This is a genomic window from Amycolatopsis plumensis, from assembly GCF_042652605.1.
GTDB lineage: Bacteria > Actinomycetota > Actinomycetes > Mycobacteriales > Pseudonocardiaceae > Amycolatopsis > Amycolatopsis plumensis.
This window is the reverse complement of sequence record NZ_JBHSJY010000001.1, coordinates 7,770,991-7,792,940: the sequence shown is the minus strand read 5'-3', so window position 1 is coordinate 7,792,940 and position 21,950 is coordinate 7,770,991. Positions and strand designations below refer to the sequence as shown.

At 71.0% G+C, this 21,950-nt stretch carries 19 protein-coding genes; 11 read left to right on the top strand and 8 right to left on the bottom strand.

Translation table 11 applies throughout. From position 1 onward, the window contains the following. Window positions 1-188 precede the first annotated feature (188 nt). From ACFPLC_RS37555 to ACFPLC_RS37540, 4 genes are all read left to right on the top strand, one after another. Window positions 189-1,931: a glycosyl hydrolase family 18 protein gene (locus ACFPLC_RS37555; protein WP_378197916.1), complete on the top strand. Its 1,743-nt coding sequence runs from the start codon at window positions 189-191 to the stop codon at window positions 1,929-1,931. A 102-nt stretch (window positions 1,932-2,033) separates the two neighbouring features. After that, window positions 2,034-2,567 carry a carboxymuconolactone decarboxylase family protein gene (locus ACFPLC_RS37550; protein ID WP_378197918.1) on the top strand — a complete coding sequence of 178 codons (534 nt, stop codon included), beginning with the start codon at window positions 2,034-2,036 and terminating at the stop codon, window positions 2,565-2,567. 53 nt (window positions 2,568-2,620) lie between these two features. Beyond that, window positions 2,621-2,905: a hypothetical protein gene (locus ACFPLC_RS37545; protein WP_378236069.1), complete on the top strand. Its 285-nt coding sequence runs from the start codon at window positions 2,621-2,623 to the stop codon at window positions 2,903-2,905. Beyond that, window positions 2,902-3,057, top strand: a complete 156-nt coding sequence (locus ACFPLC_RS37540; protein WP_191306152.1) for a hypothetical protein — start codon at window positions 2,902-2,904, stop codon at window positions 3,055-3,057. Before ACFPLC_RS37545 ends, ACFPLC_RS37540 begins: the two co-directional genes overlap by 4 nt. A 28-nt stretch (window positions 3,058-3,085) precedes the next feature. On the opposite strand, the gene ACFPLC_RS37535 is transcribed toward ACFPLC_RS37540, so the two are convergent. From ACFPLC_RS37535 to ACFPLC_RS37515, 5 genes are all read right to left on the bottom strand, one after another. Further along, window positions 3,086-4,021, bottom strand: a complete 936-nt coding sequence (locus ACFPLC_RS37535; protein ID WP_378197920.1) for a quinone oxidoreductase family protein — start codon at window positions 4,019-4,021, stop codon at window positions 3,086-3,088. Between the two features lie 3 nt (window positions 4,022-4,024). After that, the gene (locus ACFPLC_RS37530) at window positions 4,025-4,885 is read right to left on the bottom strand and encodes a dioxygenase family protein (protein WP_378197922.1); all 861 of its coding nucleotides are present in this window, start codon (window positions 4,883-4,885) and stop codon (window positions 4,025-4,027) included. An 11-nt stretch (window positions 4,886-4,896) separates the two neighbouring features. Next, window positions 4,897-5,691, bottom strand: coding sequence for a citryl-CoA lyase (locus tag ACFPLC_RS37525; protein ID WP_378197924.1), 795 nt, complete (start codon window positions 5,689-5,691; stop codon window positions 4,897-4,899). After that, window positions 5,684-6,841: a CaiB/BaiF CoA transferase family protein gene (locus ACFPLC_RS37520; protein ID WP_378197926.1), complete on the bottom strand. Its 1,158-nt coding sequence runs from the start codon at window positions 6,839-6,841 to the stop codon at window positions 5,684-5,686. The genes ACFPLC_RS37525 and ACFPLC_RS37520 overlap by 8 nt, the downstream gene beginning before the upstream one ends. A 107-nt stretch (window positions 6,842-6,948) precedes the next feature. Then, window positions 6,949-7,761 carry an IclR family transcriptional regulator domain-containing protein gene (locus ACFPLC_RS37515; protein WP_378197927.1) on the bottom strand — a complete coding sequence of 271 codons (813 nt, stop codon included), beginning with the start codon at window positions 7,759-7,761 and terminating at the stop codon, window positions 6,949-6,951. 130 nt (window positions 7,762-7,891) lie between these two features. On the opposite strand from ACFPLC_RS37515, the gene ACFPLC_RS37510 reads away from it, so the two are divergent. Next, window positions 7,892-9,316, top strand: a complete 1,425-nt coding sequence (locus tag ACFPLC_RS37510) for an amidohydrolase family protein (RefSeq protein ID WP_378197929.1) — start codon at window positions 7,892-7,894, stop codon at window positions 9,314-9,316. A 16-nt stretch (window positions 9,317-9,332) separates the two neighbouring features. Next, window positions 9,333-9,830 carry a hypothetical protein gene (locus ACFPLC_RS37505; RefSeq protein WP_378197931.1) on the top strand — a complete coding sequence of 166 codons (498 nt, stop codon included), beginning with the start codon at window positions 9,333-9,335 and terminating at the stop codon, window positions 9,828-9,830. Here the strand turns inward: ACFPLC_RS37505 and ACFPLC_RS37500 are convergent. Further along, window positions 9,814-11,304, bottom strand: coding sequence for a right-handed parallel beta-helix repeat-containing protein (locus ACFPLC_RS37500; protein ID WP_378197933.1), 1,491 nt, complete (start codon window positions 11,302-11,304; stop codon window positions 9,814-9,816). The two genes, ACFPLC_RS37505 and ACFPLC_RS37500, sit on opposite strands and share 17 nt — an antisense overlap. A 603-nt stretch (window positions 11,305-11,907) precedes the next feature. Here ACFPLC_RS37500 and ACFPLC_RS37495 point away from each other — a divergent pair. Continuing rightward, a complete protein-coding gene (locus ACFPLC_RS37495; RefSeq protein ID WP_378197934.1) occupies window positions 11,908-12,705 on the top strand; it encodes a hypothetical protein in 798 nt (265 codons plus the stop codon). 141 nt (window positions 12,706-12,846) lie between these two features. Here ACFPLC_RS37495 and ACFPLC_RS37490 read toward each other — a convergent pair whose 3' ends face one another. Next, the gene (locus ACFPLC_RS37490) at window positions 12,847-13,290 is read right to left on the bottom strand and encodes a GNAT family N-acetyltransferase (RefSeq protein ID WP_378197936.1); all 444 of its coding nucleotides are present in this window, start codon (window positions 13,288-13,290) and stop codon (window positions 12,847-12,849) included. 118 nt (window positions 13,291-13,408) lie between these two features. Here ACFPLC_RS37490 and ACFPLC_RS37485 point away from each other — a divergent pair, with 118 nt between their 5' ends. The 3 genes from ACFPLC_RS37485 (at window position 13,409) to ACFPLC_RS37475 (ending at window position 16,918) form a co-directional block, all read left to right on the top strand. Continuing rightward, window positions 13,409-14,068, top strand: a complete 660-nt coding sequence (locus ACFPLC_RS37485) for a Pvc16 family protein (RefSeq protein ID WP_378197938.1) — start codon at window positions 13,409-13,411, stop codon at window positions 14,066-14,068. Next, window positions 14,065-16,050, top strand: coding sequence for an ATP-binding protein (locus tag ACFPLC_RS37480; RefSeq protein WP_378197940.1), 1,986 nt, complete (start codon window positions 14,065-14,067; stop codon window positions 16,048-16,050). The genes ACFPLC_RS37485 and ACFPLC_RS37480 overlap by 4 nt, the downstream gene beginning before the upstream one ends. Before the next feature lie 103 nt (window positions 16,051-16,153). Beyond that, the gene (locus tag ACFPLC_RS37475) at window positions 16,154-16,918 is read left to right on the top strand and encodes an eCIS core domain-containing protein (protein WP_378197942.1); all 765 of its coding nucleotides are present in this window, start codon (window positions 16,154-16,156) and stop codon (window positions 16,916-16,918) included. Window positions 16,919-16,946: 28 nt separating this feature from the next. Here ACFPLC_RS37475 and ACFPLC_RS37470 read toward each other — a convergent pair whose 3' ends face one another. Further along, window positions 16,947-20,204 (bottom strand): phage tail protein, encoded by a 3,258-nt coding sequence (locus ACFPLC_RS37470; RefSeq protein WP_378197944.1) that lies wholly within the window; start codon window positions 20,202-20,204, stop codon window positions 16,947-16,949. Window positions 20,205-20,394: 190 nt separating this feature from the next. On the opposite strand from ACFPLC_RS37470, the gene ACFPLC_RS37465 reads away from it, so the two are divergent. Beyond that, a complete protein-coding gene (locus ACFPLC_RS37465) occupies window positions 20,395-21,948 on the top strand; it encodes a phage tail sheath family protein (RefSeq protein ID WP_378197946.1) in 1,554 nt (517 codons plus the stop codon). Window positions 21,949-21,950 lie beyond the last annotated feature (2 nt).

The window sequence follows — 21,950 nt, the reverse complement described above, 5'->3', positions numbered from 1 at the left end:
AACGTTTTTGTCACGATCGTTGCTCACCAAGTGTGTTCATGCCCCGGTTATGTCGACCGAGCAACCGCTGCCGCCATCCGGCCGGTTTAGTGGTCTAGACCTTGACGGGCCAATTGGTCTGATCCAATCCTGGGGTGGTCCCGCCGTGCCACGCCGCCGCACGGCTCCCCGCCGGTTCAGGAGCGCAGATGCGTCGACGCAGACCTTTCTCCCGATTGTCCGTTTCCCTGGCCCTGGCGGCGTTCTCGGCCGGTTCCCTGGTCGCCGCCGCCGGGACCGCCCACGCCGCCACGCCGCTGCCCGCCCACGTCTTCGCGCCGTACTTCGAAGCCTGGACCGGCGAGAGCCCGGCCGCGCTCGCGCAGCAGTCCGGCGCCAAGCACCTCACGATGGCCTTCATCCAGGCCGCCACCAAGGGCTCCTGCACGGTGTACTGGAACGGCGACACCGGCATGCCGATCTCCACCGGCGTGTTCGGGTCGGACATCGCCACCATCCGCTCCCGCGGCGGCGACGTCATCCCGTCCTTCGGCGGGTACACCGCCGACAACACCGGCACCGAAATCGCCGACAGCTGCACCAACGTGGATTCCATCGCCGCCGCCTACGAGTCGGTGATCACCACCTACGACGTCCCCCGGCTGGACATGGACATCGAGGACAACTCGCTGACCAACACCGCCGGGATCGACCGCCGCAACAAGGCCCTCAAGAAGGTCCAGGACTGGGCCGCGGCCTCCGGGCGCTCGCTGCAGATCTCCTACACCCTGCCGACGACCACCCGCGGGCTGGCCGACAGCGGCCTGGCCGTGCTGCGCAACGCCGTCGCCAACGGCACCCGCGTCGACGTCGTCAACCTGATGACCTTCGACTACTACGACAACGCCGCCCACCAGATGGCCACCGACACCCAGACCGCCGCGACCGGCCTGGTCTCCCAGCTGGGCGCGCTCTACCCGGGCAAGACGCAGGCCCAGCTGTGGGCGATGGTCGGCGTCACCGAAATGATCGGCGTCGACGACTTCGGGCCGGCCGAAACGTTCACCACCGGCGACGCCGCCACCGTCTACAACTGGGCGGTGGCCAAGGGCATCAACACGCTGTCGTTCTGGGCTCTGCAACGCGACAACGGCAGCTGCCCCGGCGGCGCCGCGGCCGACAACTGCTCCGGCATCGCGCAGGACACCTGGTTCTTCAGCCACGCTTTCGAACCCTTCACCGGCGGCACCTCTGTGCCCGGCAACGACTTCTCCCTCGCCGCCAGTCCCGCCTCGGCCGCGGTGGACCCGGGCGGCTCGGCGTCGGCGACCGTGAGCACGGCGGTGACGTCCGGCTCCGCCCAGCAGGTCACGCTGTCGGTCACCGGCGCGCCCGCCGGCGTCACCGCAACGGTCAGCCCCGGCACGGTGACCGCGGGCGGCAGCGCGACGCTGTCGGTGGCCACCACCACGGCCGCCGTCCCCGGCGTCTACCCGCTCACGGTGACCGGCACCGGCGCCTCCGGCAGCCACAGCGCCACCTTCACCCTCACCGTCAAGGGCACCCCGCCCGCCGGTGGCGTGGTCAACGGCGGCTTCGAAACCGGTGCGCTGAGCCCGTGGACCGCACCCGGCGACGCGGTCGTCGCCTCGCCGGCGCACTCGGGCACCCACGCGCTGCAGGTGACGCCCTCGGCGTCGGCCACCGGCGAAGCGGCGCAGAACGTCACGCTGGCCCCGAACCACTCCTACACGCTGACCGCGTGGGTGCAGGGCAGCTACGCCTACGTCGGCGTCCGCGGCGGGGCCACGGCGAGTGCGTGGACCTCCGGCAGCGGCTGGACGAAGCTGTCGGTGCCCTTCACCACCGGCGCGTCCGGTGCGGTGACGGTGTACGTCCACGGCTGGTACGGCCAAAGTGCCGTCTACGCGGACGACTTCGCCATCGGCTAGCGCTTCCGGCGGCGGCCCGGTTCGGCAACACGGAGGTTGGCCGGGCCGCCGCGGGGCGAAAGACTGTGCGGGACGATCTTCCGCCCGCGCCAGGAGGCACCGATGCCGCACATCCCGCTCGACCCGCAGCTGCCCGGCATCCGGTCGCTGTTCGCGTTCCGGCCCGAGACCGCCGTCCCGCTGAACGACCTGGCGCAGACGCTGCTGCGCGGCCCGAGCAGTCTCACCGTGGGCGAGCGTGAACTGATCGCGGCGGTGGTCTCGAACGGCAACGAGTGCCGCTTCTGCCACGGCAGCCACGCCGCCGTGGCGGCCGAAACCCTCGACGGCGGCCGCGCGGTGGTCGACGCGGCCTGCGCCGGCATCGACGACGCCCCGGTGGGGGAGAAGCTGAAGGCGCTGCTGCGGATCGCCCTGGCCACGCGCGAGACCGGCCGGGCCGTGACGCCCGAGCTGATCGAGGCGGCCCGCGCGGAAGGCGCGACCGACGTCGAACTGCACGACACGGTCCTGATCGCCGCGGCCTTCTGCATGTTCAACCGCTACGTCGACGGCCTCGCCACGGTGGCCCCGGACGACCCGGCGGCCTACGAGCTGATGGGCAAGGTGCTGGCCACCGAGGGATACGGCCGCTAGAGCCGTCGTCGGGGCCCACCCGGACGTCGAGAACCCACGCGCGCTGCGCCACGGTGACCGTGGCCGGTGGCCGCGGGCCGGAAGCAGTGCTACCCCGGCCTCGGTACTCCGGCACACGCGCGTGCGACCAGAACTGGCTGACCCAGGACCGGCAACGGCACGGCGGCCAGGCCGCGCCCCGCCGTCGTGACGGTGATCGCTCCCCGTACCCGCGCCGGCACCGTGCGCGGCCGATCCGCGCGAACCCGGCCGCCGCGGCAGTGGATTCCGGAAAGCGGAAGCGGTTTGGAAGCCGGATCGAGCACAATGCGGGGGAACGCGAAGGAGCTCACCGATGAAACGTGCTGTAGCTGCCGCCCTGCTCACCGCGGCCGCGCTCGCCGTGCTCGCCCCCGCGGCGTCCGCGACGAGCGACCCCAACCCGGTCGGCGGGGTGGGAAGCGGTCCCTACATCGGCGACGTGCCGAAACCCGGCCCTGGGGGCCGGTGACCACGACGGTCACCGCCGGATGCCCGGTTCAGGGCACCAGCACGACGCGGCCCGGGCGGCTCCACGCCCGGGCCGCGTCGTGCAGCGGAACACGCTCGTGGTCGACCGTGAGCGCACCCGCCATCGCCTGCGTCACCACCGTCCGCAGTGCTTCCCGGCGCTGGTCGGCGGAAAGCTCGTTGTTCGTGTAGCCGAGGATGCGCAGCGACCGGCTGCGCAGGACGGCCGAGGGAACCGGGCACACCTCGCCGGCCGCGCTGCCCAGGTTGACCAGCCGCCCGCCGGGACGCAGCGTGCGCAGCGCCGCCGCGGCCGGCCGCCCGCACACCGGGTCGAGCACCAGATCGACCGGGCCTGCCACCGCCTCGAGCCGCTGCGCCAGGCGTTCGACGTCTTCGCCGTCCTCGAGCCCGACCGCCGCGTCCGCGCCGAGCCGGCGGGCCCGCTCCAGCGCGGCCTCCGACCGCGCGCACGCCACCACCCGCCCGGCCCCGGCCACCCGCGCCAGCTGGACGGCCGTCTGCCCGACCACCCCGCCCGCGCCGAGCACCAGCACGGTCTCGCCCGCGGCGAGTCCTCCCGCGCCCGTCAAGCACATCCACGCCGCGACCGCCGACAGCCCGAGCGCCGCGACGAGGGCGTGATCGGCCCCCTCCGGCAGGACGACCACATCGGCCGACGCGGCCACCGCGCACTCGGCCATGCTGCCGTCGCCCGGACGCATGCCCGCCGCCGTGGCGAACCAGACCGGCGTCCCGGCCAGCAGCCCGACCCCCTGCACTCCCGGCACGTACGGCGTGGCGGGCACGCCGAAGTAGGACGTGCCGGACGCGCAGAGCCGGTCGAGCGGGGTGATCGGCGCCGCCGTCACGCGGACGGCGACCTGCCCGGCCCCCGGCTCGGGCTCGGCCCGGTCGGTGACGACCGGGGGCTGCCCGGCCGTCCGGATTTCCGCCGCGCGCACCGGTCAGACCGGCTGCAGAACGAAGTCGTAGCGCGCCTCCAGCCACGGGTGCGCCGATTCGCCGCCGTCCGGCGTCGGCCCCGGATCGCGCGGCTCGAACGCGACCACCAGTTCCTGCTTGGTGCCGAACACGACGTCGCTGTCCAGGTACTGCGCGCCCTCCTGGAACAGGTGCGTGATCAGCGGCTCGTACCCGGCGGCGTTGATCAGGAAATGCACGTGGGCGGGCCGGAAGTGGCTGATGTCGGTGCCGCGGATCAGCGCGCCGACCGGGCCGTCCATCGGGATCGAGTACCCCTTCGGCGCGATGGTCCGCACGCAGTAGGTCCCGTCGGCGCGGCTGGTGTACTTCGCGCGCAGGCGGGCCTCGTCGACGTCCGGGATCTGCGACTCATACGCGCCTTCCTCGTCGGCCTGCCAGACGTCGAGAACCGCGCCGACGACCGGGAAGCCGTCGAGACCGCGGACCGTGCCGGTGATGTAGAGCGGCGTGCCGGGCAGGCCGTCGGACATGTCACCGCCGAACTCCTTCTCCGGCGAACCCTCGATGTGGAAGGGACCGAGCACGGTGGCCGGGGTCGCCTTGGCGTCGAAGGCGTGGTTCATCTGCACGACCAGCATGCTCAGGCCGAGCACGTCGGAGGCGAGGATGAACTCCTCGCGCTTCTCGTCGCTGATCTGCCCGGTCTCGGTCAGCCACCGCATCGCGGCCATCCACTCGGGCTCGCTCAGCCGCACCTCGCGGGCGAAGGCGTGCAGGTGGCGCACGAGCGCCGCCATCACCTCGGCCGTCCTCGGATCGTGCGCGCTCGCCCAGCGCCGCGCGGCGAGTTCGGTGATGTTGTCCTCGGTGACCAGCTGCATCGGCGTTCCTCTCACGCGTGCGGATCCGGCGGGACCGACCGGTTGTTCAAGTCGACGGACAGGAAGATGTCGTTGGCGACGGGGTGGCGCAGCTCCTCGGCGAGCTGGCCGATCAGCCCGGCGGTCCGGGCCAGCAGCGCGAAGCCGCGCAGCAGTTCCAGCGGCAGCCCGAGGTCGGCGAGCGCGGCGCCGCAGACGCCGGCCCCGTTGAGCGGCAGCGTCTTGCCCAGCACCCGCGGGTGCACCCGGCCGATCGCGGCGAACAGTTCCAGGTGCGGGCCGCGCAAGCCTTCTTCGTCGGCGATGGCGAACAGCCGCGGGGTGCGCGGGTCGCCGTCCTTGTGCACGTGGTGGCCGAGCCCGGGGAGGAACCGCTTCTCCGCGCGGCACTTTTCGACGGTTTCGAGCGCGAGTGCGTCCCAGCCGCCGTCGTCGCCCGGGAGCGTGTCCACTTCGGACAGGACGGCGTGCAGGAACCGGCCGCAGTCCTCGGTGACGCCGAGGAAGCGCGAGCCGCCGCCCAGCAGGCCGGCCGCCAGGGCACCCTGGACCGAGTCCGGGGCCGACAGGTACGTCAGCCGAGTGACGATCGCGGTCGGGGTGAAGCCGTGGTCGGCCAGCGCGGCCAGCACCGCCTCGAAGACCCGGGTTTCTCCTTGGGACGGACGTCGCTGCGTCGCCAGCCAGAAGGCCAGCTCGCCGAACCCGACCGTGCCCATGACGTCCTCGGCCAGGTCCTGCCCGAGCAGCGTGATCTTGTCCTTTGTGGATGCCCCGAGCGCGGTTTCGTAGACCGGGTCAGCCATCGGCGGCCTCCGTCAGCCACGCCCGCAGTTCGGCGCCGTGCTCGTCGAGTTCCGGTGGCGGCAGCCGGTACCCGGCCGGCGTCGCGGAGAACCGGATGGGGTGACGGGTGGTCGGGACCGCGCGGTCGCCCTCGCCGACTTCGACGATCGGGTCCAGCCCGAAGCGTTCGGCCATCGCGAACCCGCCGTCGATCGTGTTGATCGGTCCACACGGGACACCGACCTTCGTCAGCGCGTCGAACCAGTCCACCGCACCGCGTTTCGCCAGTCGCTCGACGAGGATCGGCCTGAGCTCCTCGCGGTTCTTCGTGCGGTCGGCGTTGCGGGCGAACCGCGGGTCGTCCGGGACGCCGGGCAGGTCGAGGACCTCGCACAGCCGGCGGAACTGCCCGTCGTTGGCCGCGGCGACGATCAGGTCGTGGTCGGCGGTCGGCAGCGGTTCGTAGGGGAACACGCTGGGGTGGGCGTTGCCCATCCGGTACGGCACCACCCCGCCGGCGGCGAAGGCCGAGCTGTGGTTGACCAGCCCGGTCAGCGCCGAGGACAGCAGGTTGACCTCGACGTGCTGGCCCGCACCGGTCGCGTCGCGGTGGCGCAGCGCGGCCAGGATGCCGATCACCGCGTGGTTGCCCGCCATGACGTCGAACACCGAGATCCCAGCCCGGTACGGCGGGCCGTCCGGATCGCCGGTCAGGCTCATCAGGCCCGAGATCGCCTGCACCATCAGGTCGTAGCCGGGCACGTGCGCGCCTTCGCCCGCCCCGAACCCGCTGATCGAGGCGTAGACGCTGCCGGGGTTGGCCGCGCTCACCGCCGCGTAGTCCAGGCCGTACTTGGCCAGGCCGCCGGGCTTGAAGTTCTCGATCAGCACGTCGGCCCGGGCCGCCAGCTCGCGGGCGACGACGGCGTCGGCCTCGTCGCGCAGGTCCAGCGCGATGGACCGCTTGCCGCGGTTGACGCCGAGATAGTAGGTCGAGACGTCCCCGCGCACCGGCGGCATCCACGTGCGCGTCTCATCGCCCTGCGGGCCCTCGACCTTGACGACGTCCGCGCCGAGGTCGGCCAGCAGCATCGTGGCGTACGGGCCGGCCAGCACCCGCGAGAAGTCCGCGACCAGCAGCCCCGACAGCGGGCCGGTGGGGGAATCCAAGGCAGCTCCTTCTGTCCGTCAGACGGACTGTTGTCCGCCAGTCTGCGACAGTGTGCGGCCGCCGGTCAAGGAGTCTGCCGCGGCCCTCGTGAGTGGTAAGGCGGGTTCTAACCCGCCTTACCACTCACGACCACGGCCGGGATGGTGTCGAGGCGGGCGAAGTCGGCGCTGATCTCGCCGGCCGTCTGCAGCAGCAGCGGCAGGTGGTGCTCCACCAGCCGCTCGACCGGCGTCTCGGCGGCGTGGCAGTTGACGTTGACGCCGGCGATCACCCGGCCGGAGCCGTCGCGCAGCGGCGCGGCCACCGAGCGGATGCCCAGTGCGAGCTGCTCGTCGGTCAGCGCCCAGCCGCGGGCCCGGACCTCGCGCAGTTCGGCGTCGCGTTCGGCGCGGTCCGGTTGCCAGCGGGGGACCAGCCCCGACCGGGTCGGCTCGGCCAGCACCGCCTCCAGCTCCTCCGGCGGCAGCGCCGCGAGCTGCACCTTGCCCAGCGACGTCGGCAGCGCCGGGAACCGGGTGCCGATCTGCACGCTCAGCCCGACGATCTTCGGGACCGCCACCCGGGCGACGTAGACGATGTCGGAGCCGTCGAGCTGGGCGATCGAGCACGACTCGTTCGTGCGCGCGACCAGCCGTTCCAGGTGCGGGCGGGCGACGTCCCACAGACCGGTGGAGTGCACGTAGGCGACGCCGAGGTCGAGCACCCGCGGGGTCAGGGAGTAGTCGCGCCCGTCGGTGCGGACGTAGCCGAGCTCCTCGAGGGTCAGCAGGATCCGGCGCGCGGTCGGGCGGGCCAGCCCGGCCGCGGCGGCGACCTCGGCCAGCGTCATCGCCGGACGGCCCGGGCGGAACGCCGTGATCACCTCGAGCCCGCGCGCCAGCGCCTCGATGAAGTCGGGACCGGTTCCCTCGCGTGGCATGCCGCCTCCCTCTGCAGTAGCCCTCCGGGCAGCGTAACCGCGGGGATTGACACCGGCGCGGCGCTGGACGAAAGTGACGTCACCCATCGGGTGTCCGTCCAGCGGACAATTGTACGCACTGGAGGCAGCCATGTCCGGATCGATCGTCCTGCGCGGTGGCACGGTGCTGACCCTCGACGACGCGCGCCGCGTCTTGCCCGGCGAAGACGTCCTCGTCGAAGGCGACCGCATCACCGCGATCGGCCCGGCGCTGGAGGTCCCGGCCGGGACGACCGAGATCGACGCCGCCGGCGGCATCGTCATGCCCGGGATGATCGACACCCACCGGCACCTGTGGCAGACCGCCATGCGCGGCTACGGCGCCGACTGGACACTGACCCAGTACTTCGTCTGGTACTACCTCGAGTGGGGCAAGGTGTTCCGCCCCGAAGACATCCACGCGGGCAACCTGCTCGGCGCGTGGGAAGCCCTCGAGGCCGGCGTCACGACCACCGTCGACTGGTCCCACGGCCTGCAGACCACTCAGCACGCCGACGCGGCGGCCGACGCGCTCGAAGCCGTCCCCGGCCGGTTCGTGCTGGCCTACGGCAACATCCAGGACGCCCCGGCGAACTGGACGGCCACGCCGGAGTTCCGCGACTTCGTCTCACGGCGCACGGGCGGAGACCGTGGCCTCGAAGGCTTCCAGCTCGCCTTCGACGTCACCGGCGACCCGGCCTTCCCCGAGAAGCCGGCCTTCGAGGTCGCCCGCGAGCTCGGCGTCCCGGTGACCACGCACGCCGGCGTGTGGGGCGCGACCGGCGACGACGGCATCCGGCTGATATACGACCACGGGTTCATGACCCCGGAGACGATCTACGTCCACGGCGCGTCGCTCTCAGCCGACTCCTACCAGCGGATCGCCGCGACCGGCGGGTCGGTGTCGGTCTCGACCGAAAGCGAGCAGAGCGCCGGCCAGGGCTACCCGCCCACCTGGACGCTGCGCCAGTACGGCATCCCGGTGTCCCTGTCGATGGACACCTCGGTGTGGTGGAGCGGCGACCTGTTCTCGGCCATGCGCGCCACCCTGGGCGCCGACCGGTCCCGGGAGCACCTGGAGGCCCACGCCAAGGGCGAAACGGTGACGCACGCGGCGCTGCGCGCGGAACAGGTCGTGGAGTGGGCCACCCGTGGCGGCGCCGCGGCACTGGGCCGCTCGAACATCGGCAGTCTCGAGGCAGGCAAGAAGGCCGACGTCGTGCTGCTGAAGAACGATCACTCGCCGGTGTCGTTCCCGCTGCTGAACCCGTTCGGCCACGTGGCGTTCCAGGCCCAGCGCGCCGACGTCCACACCGTGCTGGTCGGCGGCCGGGTGGTCAAGCGCGACGGCCGCCTGGTCGGCGTGGACCTGCCCGCCCTCCGGCGGCGCGTCGAGGACACGGTGGAGCACCTGCGCGCGCAGCTGGGGGAGGAGGCGTGGCGGCAGGGGATGAACCCCGACGTCCCGGAAACCAAGATCCTCGACAACCCCTACACCTACACCGACTACCAGAGCGACCGCACCCACGGCGGCTGAGCTACCGTTCCGGATCGTGGTCCAGGTATTCGTCCAGCCCGCCTACGGCACCGCGGACGCCCGCCGCTACGGCGCGCGATCCCTCGAACGGACCGTGGCCTTCCGCGAGCTCGCCGACCTGCTCGACCCCGCGGACCTCGCCCGCCTCGACGTCCTGCACCCGGGCGGGCGGGCCCGGTTCTGGGGCGCCAAGGACAAGTACGACCGCCGGATGGACACCGTGACCACCGGCGACGTCGTGCTCTTCACCGGCCGCAAGCACGTCCAGGCCACCGCGGAGGTGGGGCACGGGTTCCGCAATCCCGCCTTCGCGCGCCGGCTCTGGCACCCGGACCCGGGGAAGTGCCTGTTCAGCAACGTCTACAGCCTGCGCCGCTACCGTCGGGTCGAGCTGCCGTACGAAGCGGTCTGGGCGCTGCCCGGCTTCAACCCCGGCGACAACTTCATGGGCCTGCGGTTCCTCGACGAGGCGAAGTCGGCCGCGGTGCTGGGCCTGCTCAGCAGTGCGGCATGACGTCGTCGAAGGACGCGCAGTTGTCCTGGTCCCACGGCGTCGACTGCCACTGCTCGGCCGTCAGGATCCGGGACGTGTCGCCCGCGACGAACTTCCAGGGGCCGTAGTAGGCGTTGCTGAACCAGTAGTTGCCCTGGTCGTGGGTGATCGCGTCCTGGATGACCTTGCCCTGGTACGGCGACCAGGACGGGTAGGTCCCCCAGTTGGACAACAGGGCCATCTTGCCGCAGGAGCCGTTCGTGCAGCCGGCGCGGACCGGGTCGAAGCGGAACGTGTTGTCGTGCACCTCGACCAGCTGGGTCTTCCACCGGCAGTCGTCGTACAGCGGCGGTGACGCGATCCCGGGTGCCGAGCACTGCGTGCGGTCGGCGACGAGCTTGGTGCAGGTGTTGATCGAGGTGTTGGCCGGGCTGTTGCAGAACCGGTCGGCGTTCTCCCAGGCGGTGATGCCGGACCAGTTGTCCTCGAAGGTGTTGTCGTAGATGTCGACCAGGTGCGTGCGCGCCGGCACCCGCGGCTCGCCGCCGGACTCGGACAGGTAGACGCTCGCCACCGGGAAGTTGTCGCCCTTGTCGGCGCGGCGCTTGCCGGCGACCAGGCTGTTGCGGCGCAGGACGTTGTCGCGGAAGACGAGGTTGTAGCTGATCTCGTAGAACAGCGCCTCGGCGTCGTTGTCCTCGATGAGGTTGTTCTCGATCAGGAAGTCGTTGTTGTCGGTGTCGGCCCAAAGCCCGGCGCCGTGGTTGTGGTGGATCCAGTTCCCGCGGACGTCGGCCTTGTCGACCACCCAGAACTTGATCCCGCCGCTGCACCCGCAGCCGGGACTGCGCGTTTCCCAGTCGTCGGTGTTGTTGCCCGAGATTTCGTTGCCTTCGATGATCAGCGCGGAGATCGTGCTGTCCGACCGGTAGGCGTTCATGCCGTACTGGCCGTTGTTGCGCAGGCAGCTGTGCCGCACCTCCTGGCGTGCGCCGGCCATGATTCCCGCGCCTTTGTTGTTCTGCACGGTGGTGTTTTCGATGATCCAATGCTCGCCGGAATCGTGGTTCACCACGCCCTGGTCCTGCGGGGCGACGAAGTTCTGGATGGTGAGCCCGCGGATGACGACGTCCTTCGCCTGCTGGGTGAAGGCCGCGCGGTTGATGCCCTGGCCGTCGAGCACCGCGCCGGGTGCGCCGAGGTAGACGTCGCCGTCCTTGGGGATGACCTGCCCGAACGGGTCCGCCGCCAGCAGGTGCGTGCCCGGGGGCAGCCAGAACGTCGTGCCGGGCGGCGACTCCTGCGACTTGCGGTAGAGGTCGCCGGGCACCGCGGCGTCGACGGTGACCGCACCCGCGGGAGCCGTCGTGTTGGCGAGCGGCTGCTGATCGCACACCGGTCCGGGCGTCACCGCGGCCGCGGCCACCGGCGAGGCGGGTGGCACGACGAACGCGGCCAGCAGAACGGCGGCCAGAATGGATCTCATCGGCGACATGCCGTGAACCTACGCAATTGACCGCGCAACGGCTTGGTCCGAACGAGTCCATTCATGTGCTTTTCGGGTGTACCAGGTAACGAAAAATGCAGTGATTACTCCACTACTGTGAATACCGTGGGAACAATCGGTGGAAGGCTCTGTTACCGTGGTTCGACGGCGGACGGCGACCGGAATTCCCCGCCGGGACGCGGTGCCGGGCGTCGCGCGGGTGGGCCACCTGCCGCGTGGCGGTCGACCGCTCGGCCGAGCGCGGCGGCGGTCGACCGGGGGAGGGGGCCGGGTGGCCCCCGCGGCGCCGTCCCGGCGCCCGGCGGCCGGACCCACGGTTTTTTCCTCTAAACGGAGGACTACCTGAGCGAGTGATTTCCCGCCATTCATTGCGGTCACTCCCCTGGTGGCGAACTAGGCTTGTCCAACCCCATTTCGCGTCTGTCCTCCATAGGTGCGTTCCCGTGAACCGATCGGGTATTCGCGCAGGTCACGGCCGTATGAAGACCTCACCGAGGCGGTAACGTCACCTATCGGACAGAGCTTCTGCCCCGGCGCCCGGGCCCCGAATGAAACCCGGTAGCCGCACCCAGGAAGGAACCCCGAGAAATCATGTCCACATTGCGACGACTGGCTGTCGCCGGCGCATTCGCGCTGCCGCTTTCCCTCGTCATCGCCGGGCCGGCGACGGCGCACCCGCTCGGCTGGCCGCACGACTCCTGGACCAGCGAGAGCTCCAGCAGCTGGGCGGGCATCGGCGGCGCGGGCACGACCGACACCGACGAAGGCGCCACCTGGTGGGGACACCACTGGTCGGAGTCGGAGTCCGCCGTGGCCGGCATCGGCGGCGCGTACGTCACGCACAACGGCGAGTCCGGCGACCACGGCTGGAACCGCCCCTGGCACCACACCGCGCACGACGGCTGGTACGGCGACGACGACGGCGACTGCGACGACTACGACGGTCACGGCACCGGCGACTACGACGATGACGACGACAACATCGTCGTGCACCACGTGGTGAGCCACCCCGACCCGGTGGACCACGACGTCGTCCGCCCGGTGTACCACGTCGTCGACAACGACGACGCCGACGACGTGGGCTACTACGCCGAGCAGCACTCGGCCGGGATCGACGGTGCGACCTCGGGGCACGTGGTCAGCCACGCGGGTGACCACCACGCCACGTACGACGCGGAGAAGTACACCGCCGGGCCGTTCGGCGCATCGTCGGAGGGTGCGCACGCGGTGGCGGTGCCGGACTACGCGGGTTACCACGCCTGGTACACCGCGGCCGGCGTGGGCGGTGCCGCGGCGCACTCGGTCACCTCGGTGGCCGACGCCACGGACCACGACAACGTCTGGGCCGACCACGACGCGGACAGCGACTACGACTACGACCGGGGCTGACGCTCCCGATCGAAGCCGAGGCTGAGCGAGCCGGGTCCGCGCACTGCGGACCCGGCTCGCTCAGCTCGTTCCGGGTCGAAGCGCCACACTCAGCGGGGTGCGTCCGGAGCCGCGGCCGATGAGGGGGCCGGTCGCCGGTCCTCAGTCGAGGTAGACGCGGTAGCCCTGGGCGGTGGCGCGGAATCCCAGCGACTCGTAGAAGGCGTGCGCCGCTTCGCGGCTCGCCCGGGACAGCAGCTGGACCTTGTAACAGTGCGCCTGCCTGGCCGCCGCGAAGGCCGCCTCCATGAGCGCCGCACCCACGCCCGATCGCCGGTGACGCGCAGCGACCACGACGTTCTCGACGAGCATGAACGGCCGGGCTCCCCGCGTGAGGTTCGGCAGCGTCGCGCAGTCGACCGTCCCGATCACCGCGCCGCCGGATTCGGCGACGAGGATCGCCCGGCCGGACTGGGCCGCGATGGCCCGCCAGGCGGCGGTCGTCGCCGGTGCGGTCGGGGGCGGGTCGTCCGGGTGCAGTTCCCGGAACAGGGCGAGCAGGGCCGGAACGTCCGCCTCGGAGGCGAGCCTGGTCGTGATCGTCATGCCGGCCACTTTGCCCTTACGGGCAGCCGGGCGTACCCGAAGGTTTGCCGCTGCGTGGCTGGCCGCTCCCGCCGGTCGCGATCATCGTGGAAGCACCGCCAGTGCGAGGAGGTCCGCGGTGATCCACGAGGTCGACGAGGCGCTGCGCCGGCTGGTGAAGGACGAGGCGCTGCGCGGCAGCGAGGTCGACGTCGCCTTCGACGCACCCACCAAGGACTGGGCCGCCCGGCGCAACGCACCGACCGTGAACATCTACCTCTACGACGTGCGCGAGGACATGCGCCGCCGGTCGCGGGGGCTGCTCAACGAGTACGACCAGCGCGGCGAGGTCGCCGCGCGGCACCTGCCGCCCAAGCACGTCAAACTGTCCTACCTGGTCACCGCATGGACCCAGCGCCCCGAGGACGAGCACCGGGTGCTGTCCGACCTGCTGCTCGGCCTGTTGAGCCACGAGGCCGTGCCGGCCGAGGTGCTCACCGGGTCGCTGGCCGAGATGGGACTGCCGGTGCCGATGACCGTCGCGCTGCCGCCACCGGAAGACCGCGCGTTCGCCGACGTGTGGACCGCGCTGGGCGGCGAGCTCAAGCCGTCGCTGGACGTCGTCGTCTCCGCGCCGATCCACAGCGGACGCGTCTACCCGGCCGGGCCGCCCGCCAAGGAAGGCCTCAAGCTCGACACCGGCGACGGCGAGCTCCTCGGGCACCACGTGACCGCGACGGGGGCCGTCGAGGGGCAGCGCCGGGTCGCCATGGCGCGCACCCACCGGAAGCCCCGGTGAGCCTGGAATACCTGTTCGAGCGGCTGGCCCGGCTCGAACAGCGCATCCGCGACGCCGTCGACAGCCGCCGCGCGGCCGACCCCAACCCCGACGACCCCTTCCGCGGCCTCTACCTGTCCAACGAGACGATCGACGCGCTGCTGGAAGGGCTGCGCGAGCCGTTCGCGCCCTTCACCGACTCCGTCCCGGACGGGCGGCTGCGCCCGCTCGCCGAACGCGCGGGGCTCACCGGCGTCGACGTCGAACTGCTGCTCGTCGCGCTCGCCCCCGACCTGGACAGCCGGTTCGAGCAGTTCTACGGCTACCTCAACGACGACGTGACCCGCCGCCGCGCCAGCGCGGGGCTGGCGCTGCGCCTGTGCGGGATCCCCGAGGCCTCGGCCGCCGGCCGCGCCCGGCTCGACGCCGACTCCCCGCTGGTCACCTGCGGCCTGCTCGCCGTGGGCGAGGAGGAACGGCCGTTCCTCTCGCGCACGCTGCGCGTGCCCGACCGGGTCGTCAACCACCTGCTCGGCGACGACCGGCTGGCGCCCGAGCTGGCCGGCTGCGCGCGCCTGGGCACGGAGCTGGTCGAGGTGCCGGGCCGGGAACGGCTCGCGCGGGCCATCCGCGGCCGGGTCGGGCTGGTCTACCTGAAGGAGCACCCCGGGGGCGGGGCCGAGGAGCTCGGCGTCGGCGGGCTGGCGGCGGCGGGGTACCCGGCGCTGGTGGTGGACGCGGCGCGATGGCAGGCCGAGCCCGGCCGCGCCGAGCTCACCGCGTCGCTGCGCCGGGAGGCGTTGCTGCGCGGGGCCGGGATCGTGCTGGGCCCGGTGGAGGACCCGCGGCTGGAGGAGCTGGCGCACCCGGCGATCCCGCTGGTGGCGCACGGCACCGGCGCCTGGGACCCGCGCTGGAGCGCGACCCCGCCGTTGCAGCTCGACGCGCTACCGCTGTCCGCCGTTGACCGCGCGGAACTCTGGCGCAGCCGTCTCGACGGCCGGCTCGCCCCGGGTGTCGACCCCGGCGAGGAGACCGCCCACTTCGTGCTGGGGCCCGGGCAGATCGCCCGCGCGGCGAAGGCGGCGGCGGTGACCGCGCTGGCCGACGACGGGCTGGTCCGCACCGGCCACGTCCGGGCGGGCGCGCGCAGCCAGAACGCGGCCGGCCTGCAGCGGCTGGCGCGGCGGATCGAACCGGTCGTCGGCTGGTCCGATCTGGTGCTGCCGGCGGGCGTGCTGTCGCTGTTGGACGAACTGGCGGCGCGGGCCCGCTACCGCGACCAGGTGCTCGACGAGTGGCGGATGCGCCCGGGCGGCGGCCGCGGCCGGGGCGTCACCGGGCTCTTCGCGGGGGATTCGGGAACCGGCAAGACGATGTCCGCCGAGGTCATCGCCGCGTCGCTCGGGCTGGACCTCTACACCGTGAACCTGGCGACCGTGGTCGACAAGTACGTCGGCGAGACGGAGAAGAACCTGGAGCGGATCTTCACCGAGGCGTCCGGGGTCAACGGCGTCCTGCTCTTCGACGAGGCGGACGCGATCTTCGGCAAGCGGTCGGAGGTCCGCGACGCGCACGACCGGTACGCCAACATCGAGAGCGCGTACCTGCTGCAGCGGATGGAGACGTTCGACGGGATCGCGGTGCTGGCCACCAACCTCCGGGCGAACCTCGACGAGGCCTTCACCCGGCGGCTCGACGTCATCGTCGACTTCCCGCTGCCGGACGTCGAGCTCCGCCACCGGCTGTGGGACCGCTGCCTGGGCGCGCGGATGCCCCGGGGCGCGGACCTGGACCTGGGGTTCCTCGCGGAGGCGTTCGAGCTGGCGGGCGGCCACATCCGCTCGGCGGCGGTCACCGGCGCGTACCTGGCCGCCGAGGCGGGGCGTCCGGTGGCGATGAGCGACCTGGTCGGCGCGGTCGCGCGGGAGTACCGCAAGCTGGGCCGGCTGTGCCTCGACCGCGAGTTCGGACCGTACCTGGCGATGGTGACCGACGCCTGAGCTGCCCATCGGGGCAGGTTTCGCTGCCCGTTCGGACGGGCGGCGCAGTCTGGTGTTCGGTGCCGCGGCAGGGCAAGCTTTACGGGCGGTGGAGGGAGCGAACATGCGCGGGTACAGCCATGACAACGACTTCGACCCGACCTTGCGGCCGAAGGGTGACCGCGTCGACCGGGAGGACCACGACCTCCTGGGCCGCGCGGCCGCGGCCGGCCGCACCGACGTCCTGGGCCCGGCGGGCATGCTGGGTCTCCAGCGCGCGGTGGGCAACGCGGGGACGGCATCGCTGGTGGAGGAGGAGCGCTCGCCGGTCCACGACGTGGTCGGTTCGGGCGGCGGAGCGCCACTCGATTCTTCGACGCGCGAGGACATGGAGACGCGCTTCGGGACCGACTTCTCCGACGTCCGCGTCCACACCGACGGGGCGGCGCACGACTCGGCGAAGTCGGTGAACGCGCAGGCTTACACGGTGGGGTCGAACATCGTTTTTCAGCGGGACAAGTACGATCCGTCGTCGGATTCCGGGAAGCACATGCTTGCGCATGAGCTGACGCATGTGGTTCAGCAGCGGAGCGGTCCGGTGGAGGGGACGGATGCCGGGGGTGGGGTCAAGGTTTCGGATCCTTCGGATCGGTTTGAGCGTGAGGCGGTGGCGAACGCGGATCGGCTGATGTCTGCTCCTGCTCCGGCTGTGGCTGGCGGGCCTGCGGTTCAGCGGTGTGAGGATGGGGGTGCTGCCCAGGATGAGCAGGTGCAGCGGGTGGCCGTCCAGCGTGAGGAAGAAGCTCCTGCCGCCGATGAGGGCGAAGAGGAGAAGATGGCGCAGACGTTTGTCCAGCGTGAGGAAGAGGGCGAAGAAGAGGCCTCCTGATTCTCGTCTCTTCGGAAGACCCCAGTGATTACTTCTTCCCCCTCGACGGCCAAGGCTGCCAACCTGAAGGGTGGACCACCTCCGCGATCCTCGGATAGGTGATCAGAGTCTCGACCTGGAGCCGGCTGAGGTGGTTCGCGATCTCCCGTGGGTGATCTGTGGTGAGTTCGAAGGTGTGCCCCTCGATGGGGCCGATGCCGATGAAATCGACCGGACTGCCACCGCCGCCGACGTGCTTGAGAAGCTGATTGAGTTTGGGGTCCGTCTCGATCAGGAGGATCATCGCCTGTTCGATCGCCCGGCCGAAGTGCATGCGGAATCTCCAGAAGTCGACCTGCTGTTGCCGGAGTTCCTTTTCCGAGAGGAGGCCGCGGAGTCGGTCGGGTTCGTTGAAAAGCGTATCGCGCGTGCGGTGAGCCATCTGGCGGAGCTTGTCCGTCACTTCGGCTATCAGCTTTTCCTTGTCCTGCAATGCTACGCTGGCAGGCGCTCCGGAGGCGAGGATATCGCCACCGTCGGTGGAGCGTTGTATTTCCGGGGCTTTGAACCTGGTGACGGAGGGTCCTTTCACTGATGGGCTGTTGGCTCCGGCAACGTGTGCGGTTTCCGATACTTCGGTCCTGTTCTCGACGACCAGCTCGAGCTTCTTCACCTTTCGTGCGCTCTTGATCGACGCGAGCTTGGCTCTGATTCCCTTTTCGTCGAGGTGCTTGTCGGTCAAGGCTGCTTGCCCCTCGGCCATCGCGGCATCCAGGGCGGCCTTGCGCTCAGCCGGGGAACGCTTGTCCTTGTTCTTCTCGCCCTTGAGCTTCGACCAGACCTTCTTCCCCGCCTTCACGATCGTCCCCACGACGGAGTCGATCACCTTGCCCACCGGGGCCTGGACCTTCTCCAGCACCGACTTGATCTTCTCCGAAATCCCGCCCAGCCCCAGCAAGCTGGCCAAGAACCCCAGCACCATCGGCAACGCCTTCGCCAGCGTCCGCTCGATCAGCCCCGCGACCGCCCCGGCCCCGCCGCGGGCGATCGATTCCACCGAGTCGAGTACCGAGTCCACGAATTCCTTGATCTGCGCCGCCTTGTCCACGAAGAACATCACGATGTCGTAGATCGCCTTGCAGGCCTTGATGAACGCTGCCGCCGGGTTGAGCATCGAGATGATCCAGGTGATGCCTGCCTTGACGATCTTCTCGATCACGAATTCCTTGATCTGGCCGAGGACCATCTCCTTCAGGTCGCCCAGTTTCTCGACGATCCACCGCCACAGGCCCGGGACGCCCTCGGTGATCAGGATCTTGACGACCTCGAACGTCTGCTCCAGTTTGGCCAGTACCGGCTCCGGGATGAAGCGCAGGATGCGGGCGCGGACGCTCGCCCAGGTCAGGCCGAGCAGGGACAGGACCATCTTCAGGATGCCCTTGGCGTCCAGTGACTCGGGGATCTCGATGCCCGCGCTCGCCAGGTTGCCCAGCAGCCATCCCTTCAGCCCGTCTTTGAGGTGCTGGACGATGTTGGCGCCGAAGTTCATGACGCCGGTCTTGACCGCGTTGACCAGGTTGCCGAGGAACTCGATCGGCTTGGCGATGATCAACCCGACCGCGTTCGCCGCCCGGGACAGCACGCCGAGGAGCAGGTTCTTCAGCGAGAGGATCGTCTCGATCGCGCCGCCGACGGCCTCCTTCGCCTTGCTCCACAGGCCCTTGTTCTCGGCCTGCAGTGCCTTGATCTCCTCGTCGACCGCGTTGCGGGCCTCGGTGTACTTCTGGGCGAGGTCCTCGACCAGCGATTCCTGCTTCTCGTCGACGGACTTCTCGAGGTCGTCGAACTGGCCGCCGAACTCCTTCGCCGCCTCGCCCGCGATCTTGCGCAACGCCGGGGACTGCGACGCCACCTTCTGCTGGACCTTCGCGCGCCCGTCCGCAATGAGCTGTTTCGCCTCGGTCAGCTTCTGGCCGACGAAGTCCGCTATATCACTGATGACGGCCTGCATCTTCGACTCGTAGACCTTCTTGGCCTCCAGGAACAGGTTGTTCGCTTCGGCCGGCAGGTCGGCGAAGAGGTCGTACGCCCAGCGCGCCGCGCCGGTGACGCCGTCGTAGCGCTCGTCCTTGTAGCGCTTCATCCGCGCCTGGTGGTCGGCGGTGAACGCGGCCTTGGCCTGCGCCTCGCCCGCCTCGAACCTCTTCGCCACCTGGTCGTCGAGCGCTCCCAGCACGCCCTCGACCTTCGTCTTGGTCTCGTCGAAGATCGCCTTGATCTCGCCGGTGATCCGGGCCCGGTCCTGCTCGTCCTTCGACTTGGTGGCCGACTTCGCCGCCTGGCCGCGCTGGGCCGACGACGAACGCGCGCCCGTCATGCCCGCCATCGCGGCCTGCCCGGACGCCTGGGCCGCGCCGGTCACCGCGGCCAGCTGCCCGGCTTCGGACTCGCGGACCGCGGCCGGCGCCGAAGCCGTGTGCTGCTCGCCCGCCTGCTTCGCCGCCAGCGCGCCGGTGAACGCCGGCTCGTTGGACTCGGCCAGCTGCTGGTCGGTGACGCCCGCCGCGGCCATCGCGCCGTGGGTTTCGCACTGGTCGGCGCGCAGGTCGGTCTGCTCGGGGGGCGCCTTGTCCGGAGTGGCCTTGCGTGCGTCCGGCGGGGTCAACGCGGGCGGGGCCGGGGCTTCCGGCAGCGGGGTGACCGGCTTTTCCACGGCGCGGCCGGGATCGGGCGGCTCCTTCGTCCGGTCCGTGACGTCCTTGGCCGAAGCGTCCTTGCCGCTGGTGACCTTGCCCAGCACCTCGGTTTTGACCTGGTCCGCCTTGCCGGACGTGGCGAACTTGTCGGCCTCGTCGAGGTTCTTCGGCGCCTGCTTGGCGATGGCGGCGTTCACCGCGGCGATGAAGGCCGCCTTGTCGAAGCCGGCCGGCTTCGCCGCCGCCATCTTGTCCGCCTGGGCCGCCTTGGCCTGCGCGTCCTTGTCGTCGGCGGGCGCCACCGCGGCGTCCTGGGCCTTCTTGACCTCCGCGGCGGCGGGCGGGTGCGCCTTCGCCGTCTTGGCCTTGTCGCCGACGTCCTTCTTCAGTGACTGGAACTTCGGGTCGGACGCCGATGTCACGCCCGGCGGCGCGACCGGGGGAGCGGGGCAGCTCTGCCGCTGCAGCGCGACGAGTCTCGACACGGCCGCGTTGCCCGCGGAGGCCTGCAGACGCAGCAACGCCGGCGGGACCGGCCGGCGCGCAGGGCGAGGTGGCCGCGCGGGCTGCCCGGACAGCTCGCGTGGCGCCTTGTCGCGCGCCGGTGGCATGGCTTCACTGTCGGCCGCGCCGGGGCGGTTGCCAACGGCCGTCGGGGCAGGTCCGGCTGCCCCTCCGGGCAGTTGCCTTTAAGGGCAGAGATCGGTTCCCGCGGGCCTAGCCGCACGGTCGTTCCGCGGGGAACGCCCTGGCAGCAGCATCGCCGAAGACAAGACTTGTGCGTCGACAAGGGAGGCACGCATGCCCACCTATCTCACGCCGGGGGTGTACGTCGAGGAGATCGAAGCCGGCGCACGGCCGATCGAGGGCGTGGGCACCGCAGTGGCCGCCTTCGTCGGCTTCGCGGCGGACGGTCCCTTCAACACCCCGACGCTGGTGTCCAACTGGGGTCAGTTCACCCAGACCTTCGGTGACTTCATGGAGGGCTGCTACCTGGCCCAGTCGGTCTACGGCTACTTCCTCAACGGGGGCACCAACTGCTACATCGTCCGCATCGGCGGATCGCGCGCCCAGGACAACGGCGCCGCGCCGAAGCAGCTCACGGCCCGCCAGGCCGTGCTCGGCGGCTACCGCTTCGTCGCCAAGGAGCTGCCGGAGGGCAAGCAGGCCGGCGAGATCACCGTCGAGGTCGCCGACGCGAGCGGCGAGAACCCCGCCGACGACCGGTTCACCGTGCTGGTCAAGCAGGACGGCAAGGTCGTCGAAACGCACAACGTGACCACCAAGCGCACCAAGGAGAACGTCGTCACCGCGGTGCGGGAGAAGTCCGGCCTGATCACCGTCGAAGAGGTCGCCACCGGCGGTGCGGTGACCAAGCCCGACAAGGGCACGGCGGTGCTTTCGCCGCCGCCGAAGGAGTCGGACGCCCCGCCGGTCCCGGGCCGGGTCGCGGCAGACGACTACGTCGGCGACGTCGCCGACCGGACCGGCTTCGGCGGCCTGGAGGCGATCGACGAGATCACCATGGTCGCGGCGCCGGACCTGATGGCCGCCTACCAGCGCGACCTGATCGACCTCGACACGGTCAAGGCCGTGCAGCTGGCGATGATCGCGCACTGCGAGCTGATGGGCGACCGGATGGCGATCATCGACCCGCCGCCCGCGCTCAACCCCCAGGAGGTCCGCAGCTGGCGGATGGACGCGGCCGGGTACGACTCGAAGTACGCCGCGCTGTACTACCCCTGGGTCCAGGTCCTCGACCCCGCCTCGGGCACCAACACGTACATCCCGCCGAGCGGCCACATGGCCGGCGTGTGGGCCCGCACCGACGCCACCCGCGGCGTGCACAAGGCCCCGGCCAACGAGGTCGTCCGCGGCGCGCTCGCGCTCGAGACGCACCTGACCAAGGCGGAACAGGAACTGCTCAACCCGATCGGCGTCAACTGCGTGCGGTCGTTCTCCGGCAAGGGCATCCGGGTCTGGGGCGCGCGGACGCTGTCGAGCGATCCGGCGTGGCGCTACCTGAACGTCCGGCGGCTGTTCAACTACCTCGAGGAGTCCATCCTCGGCGGCACCCAGTGGGTCGTGTTCGAGCCGAACGACGACGCGCTGTGGGCCCGGATCCGGCGCACGATCAGCGCGTTCCTGGTGATGGAGTGGCGCAAGGGCGCGTTGTTCGGGCTCACCCCGGACGAGGCCTTCTTCGTCAAGTGCGACCGCGAGACCAACCCGGCCGAGGGCATCGACCTCGGCCAGGTGATCTGCGAAGTCGGCATCGCCCCGGTGAAACCGGCGGAGTTCGTGATCTTCCGGCTGGCCCAGATGTCCGGCGGCACCAGCCTCGTCAACGAGTGATG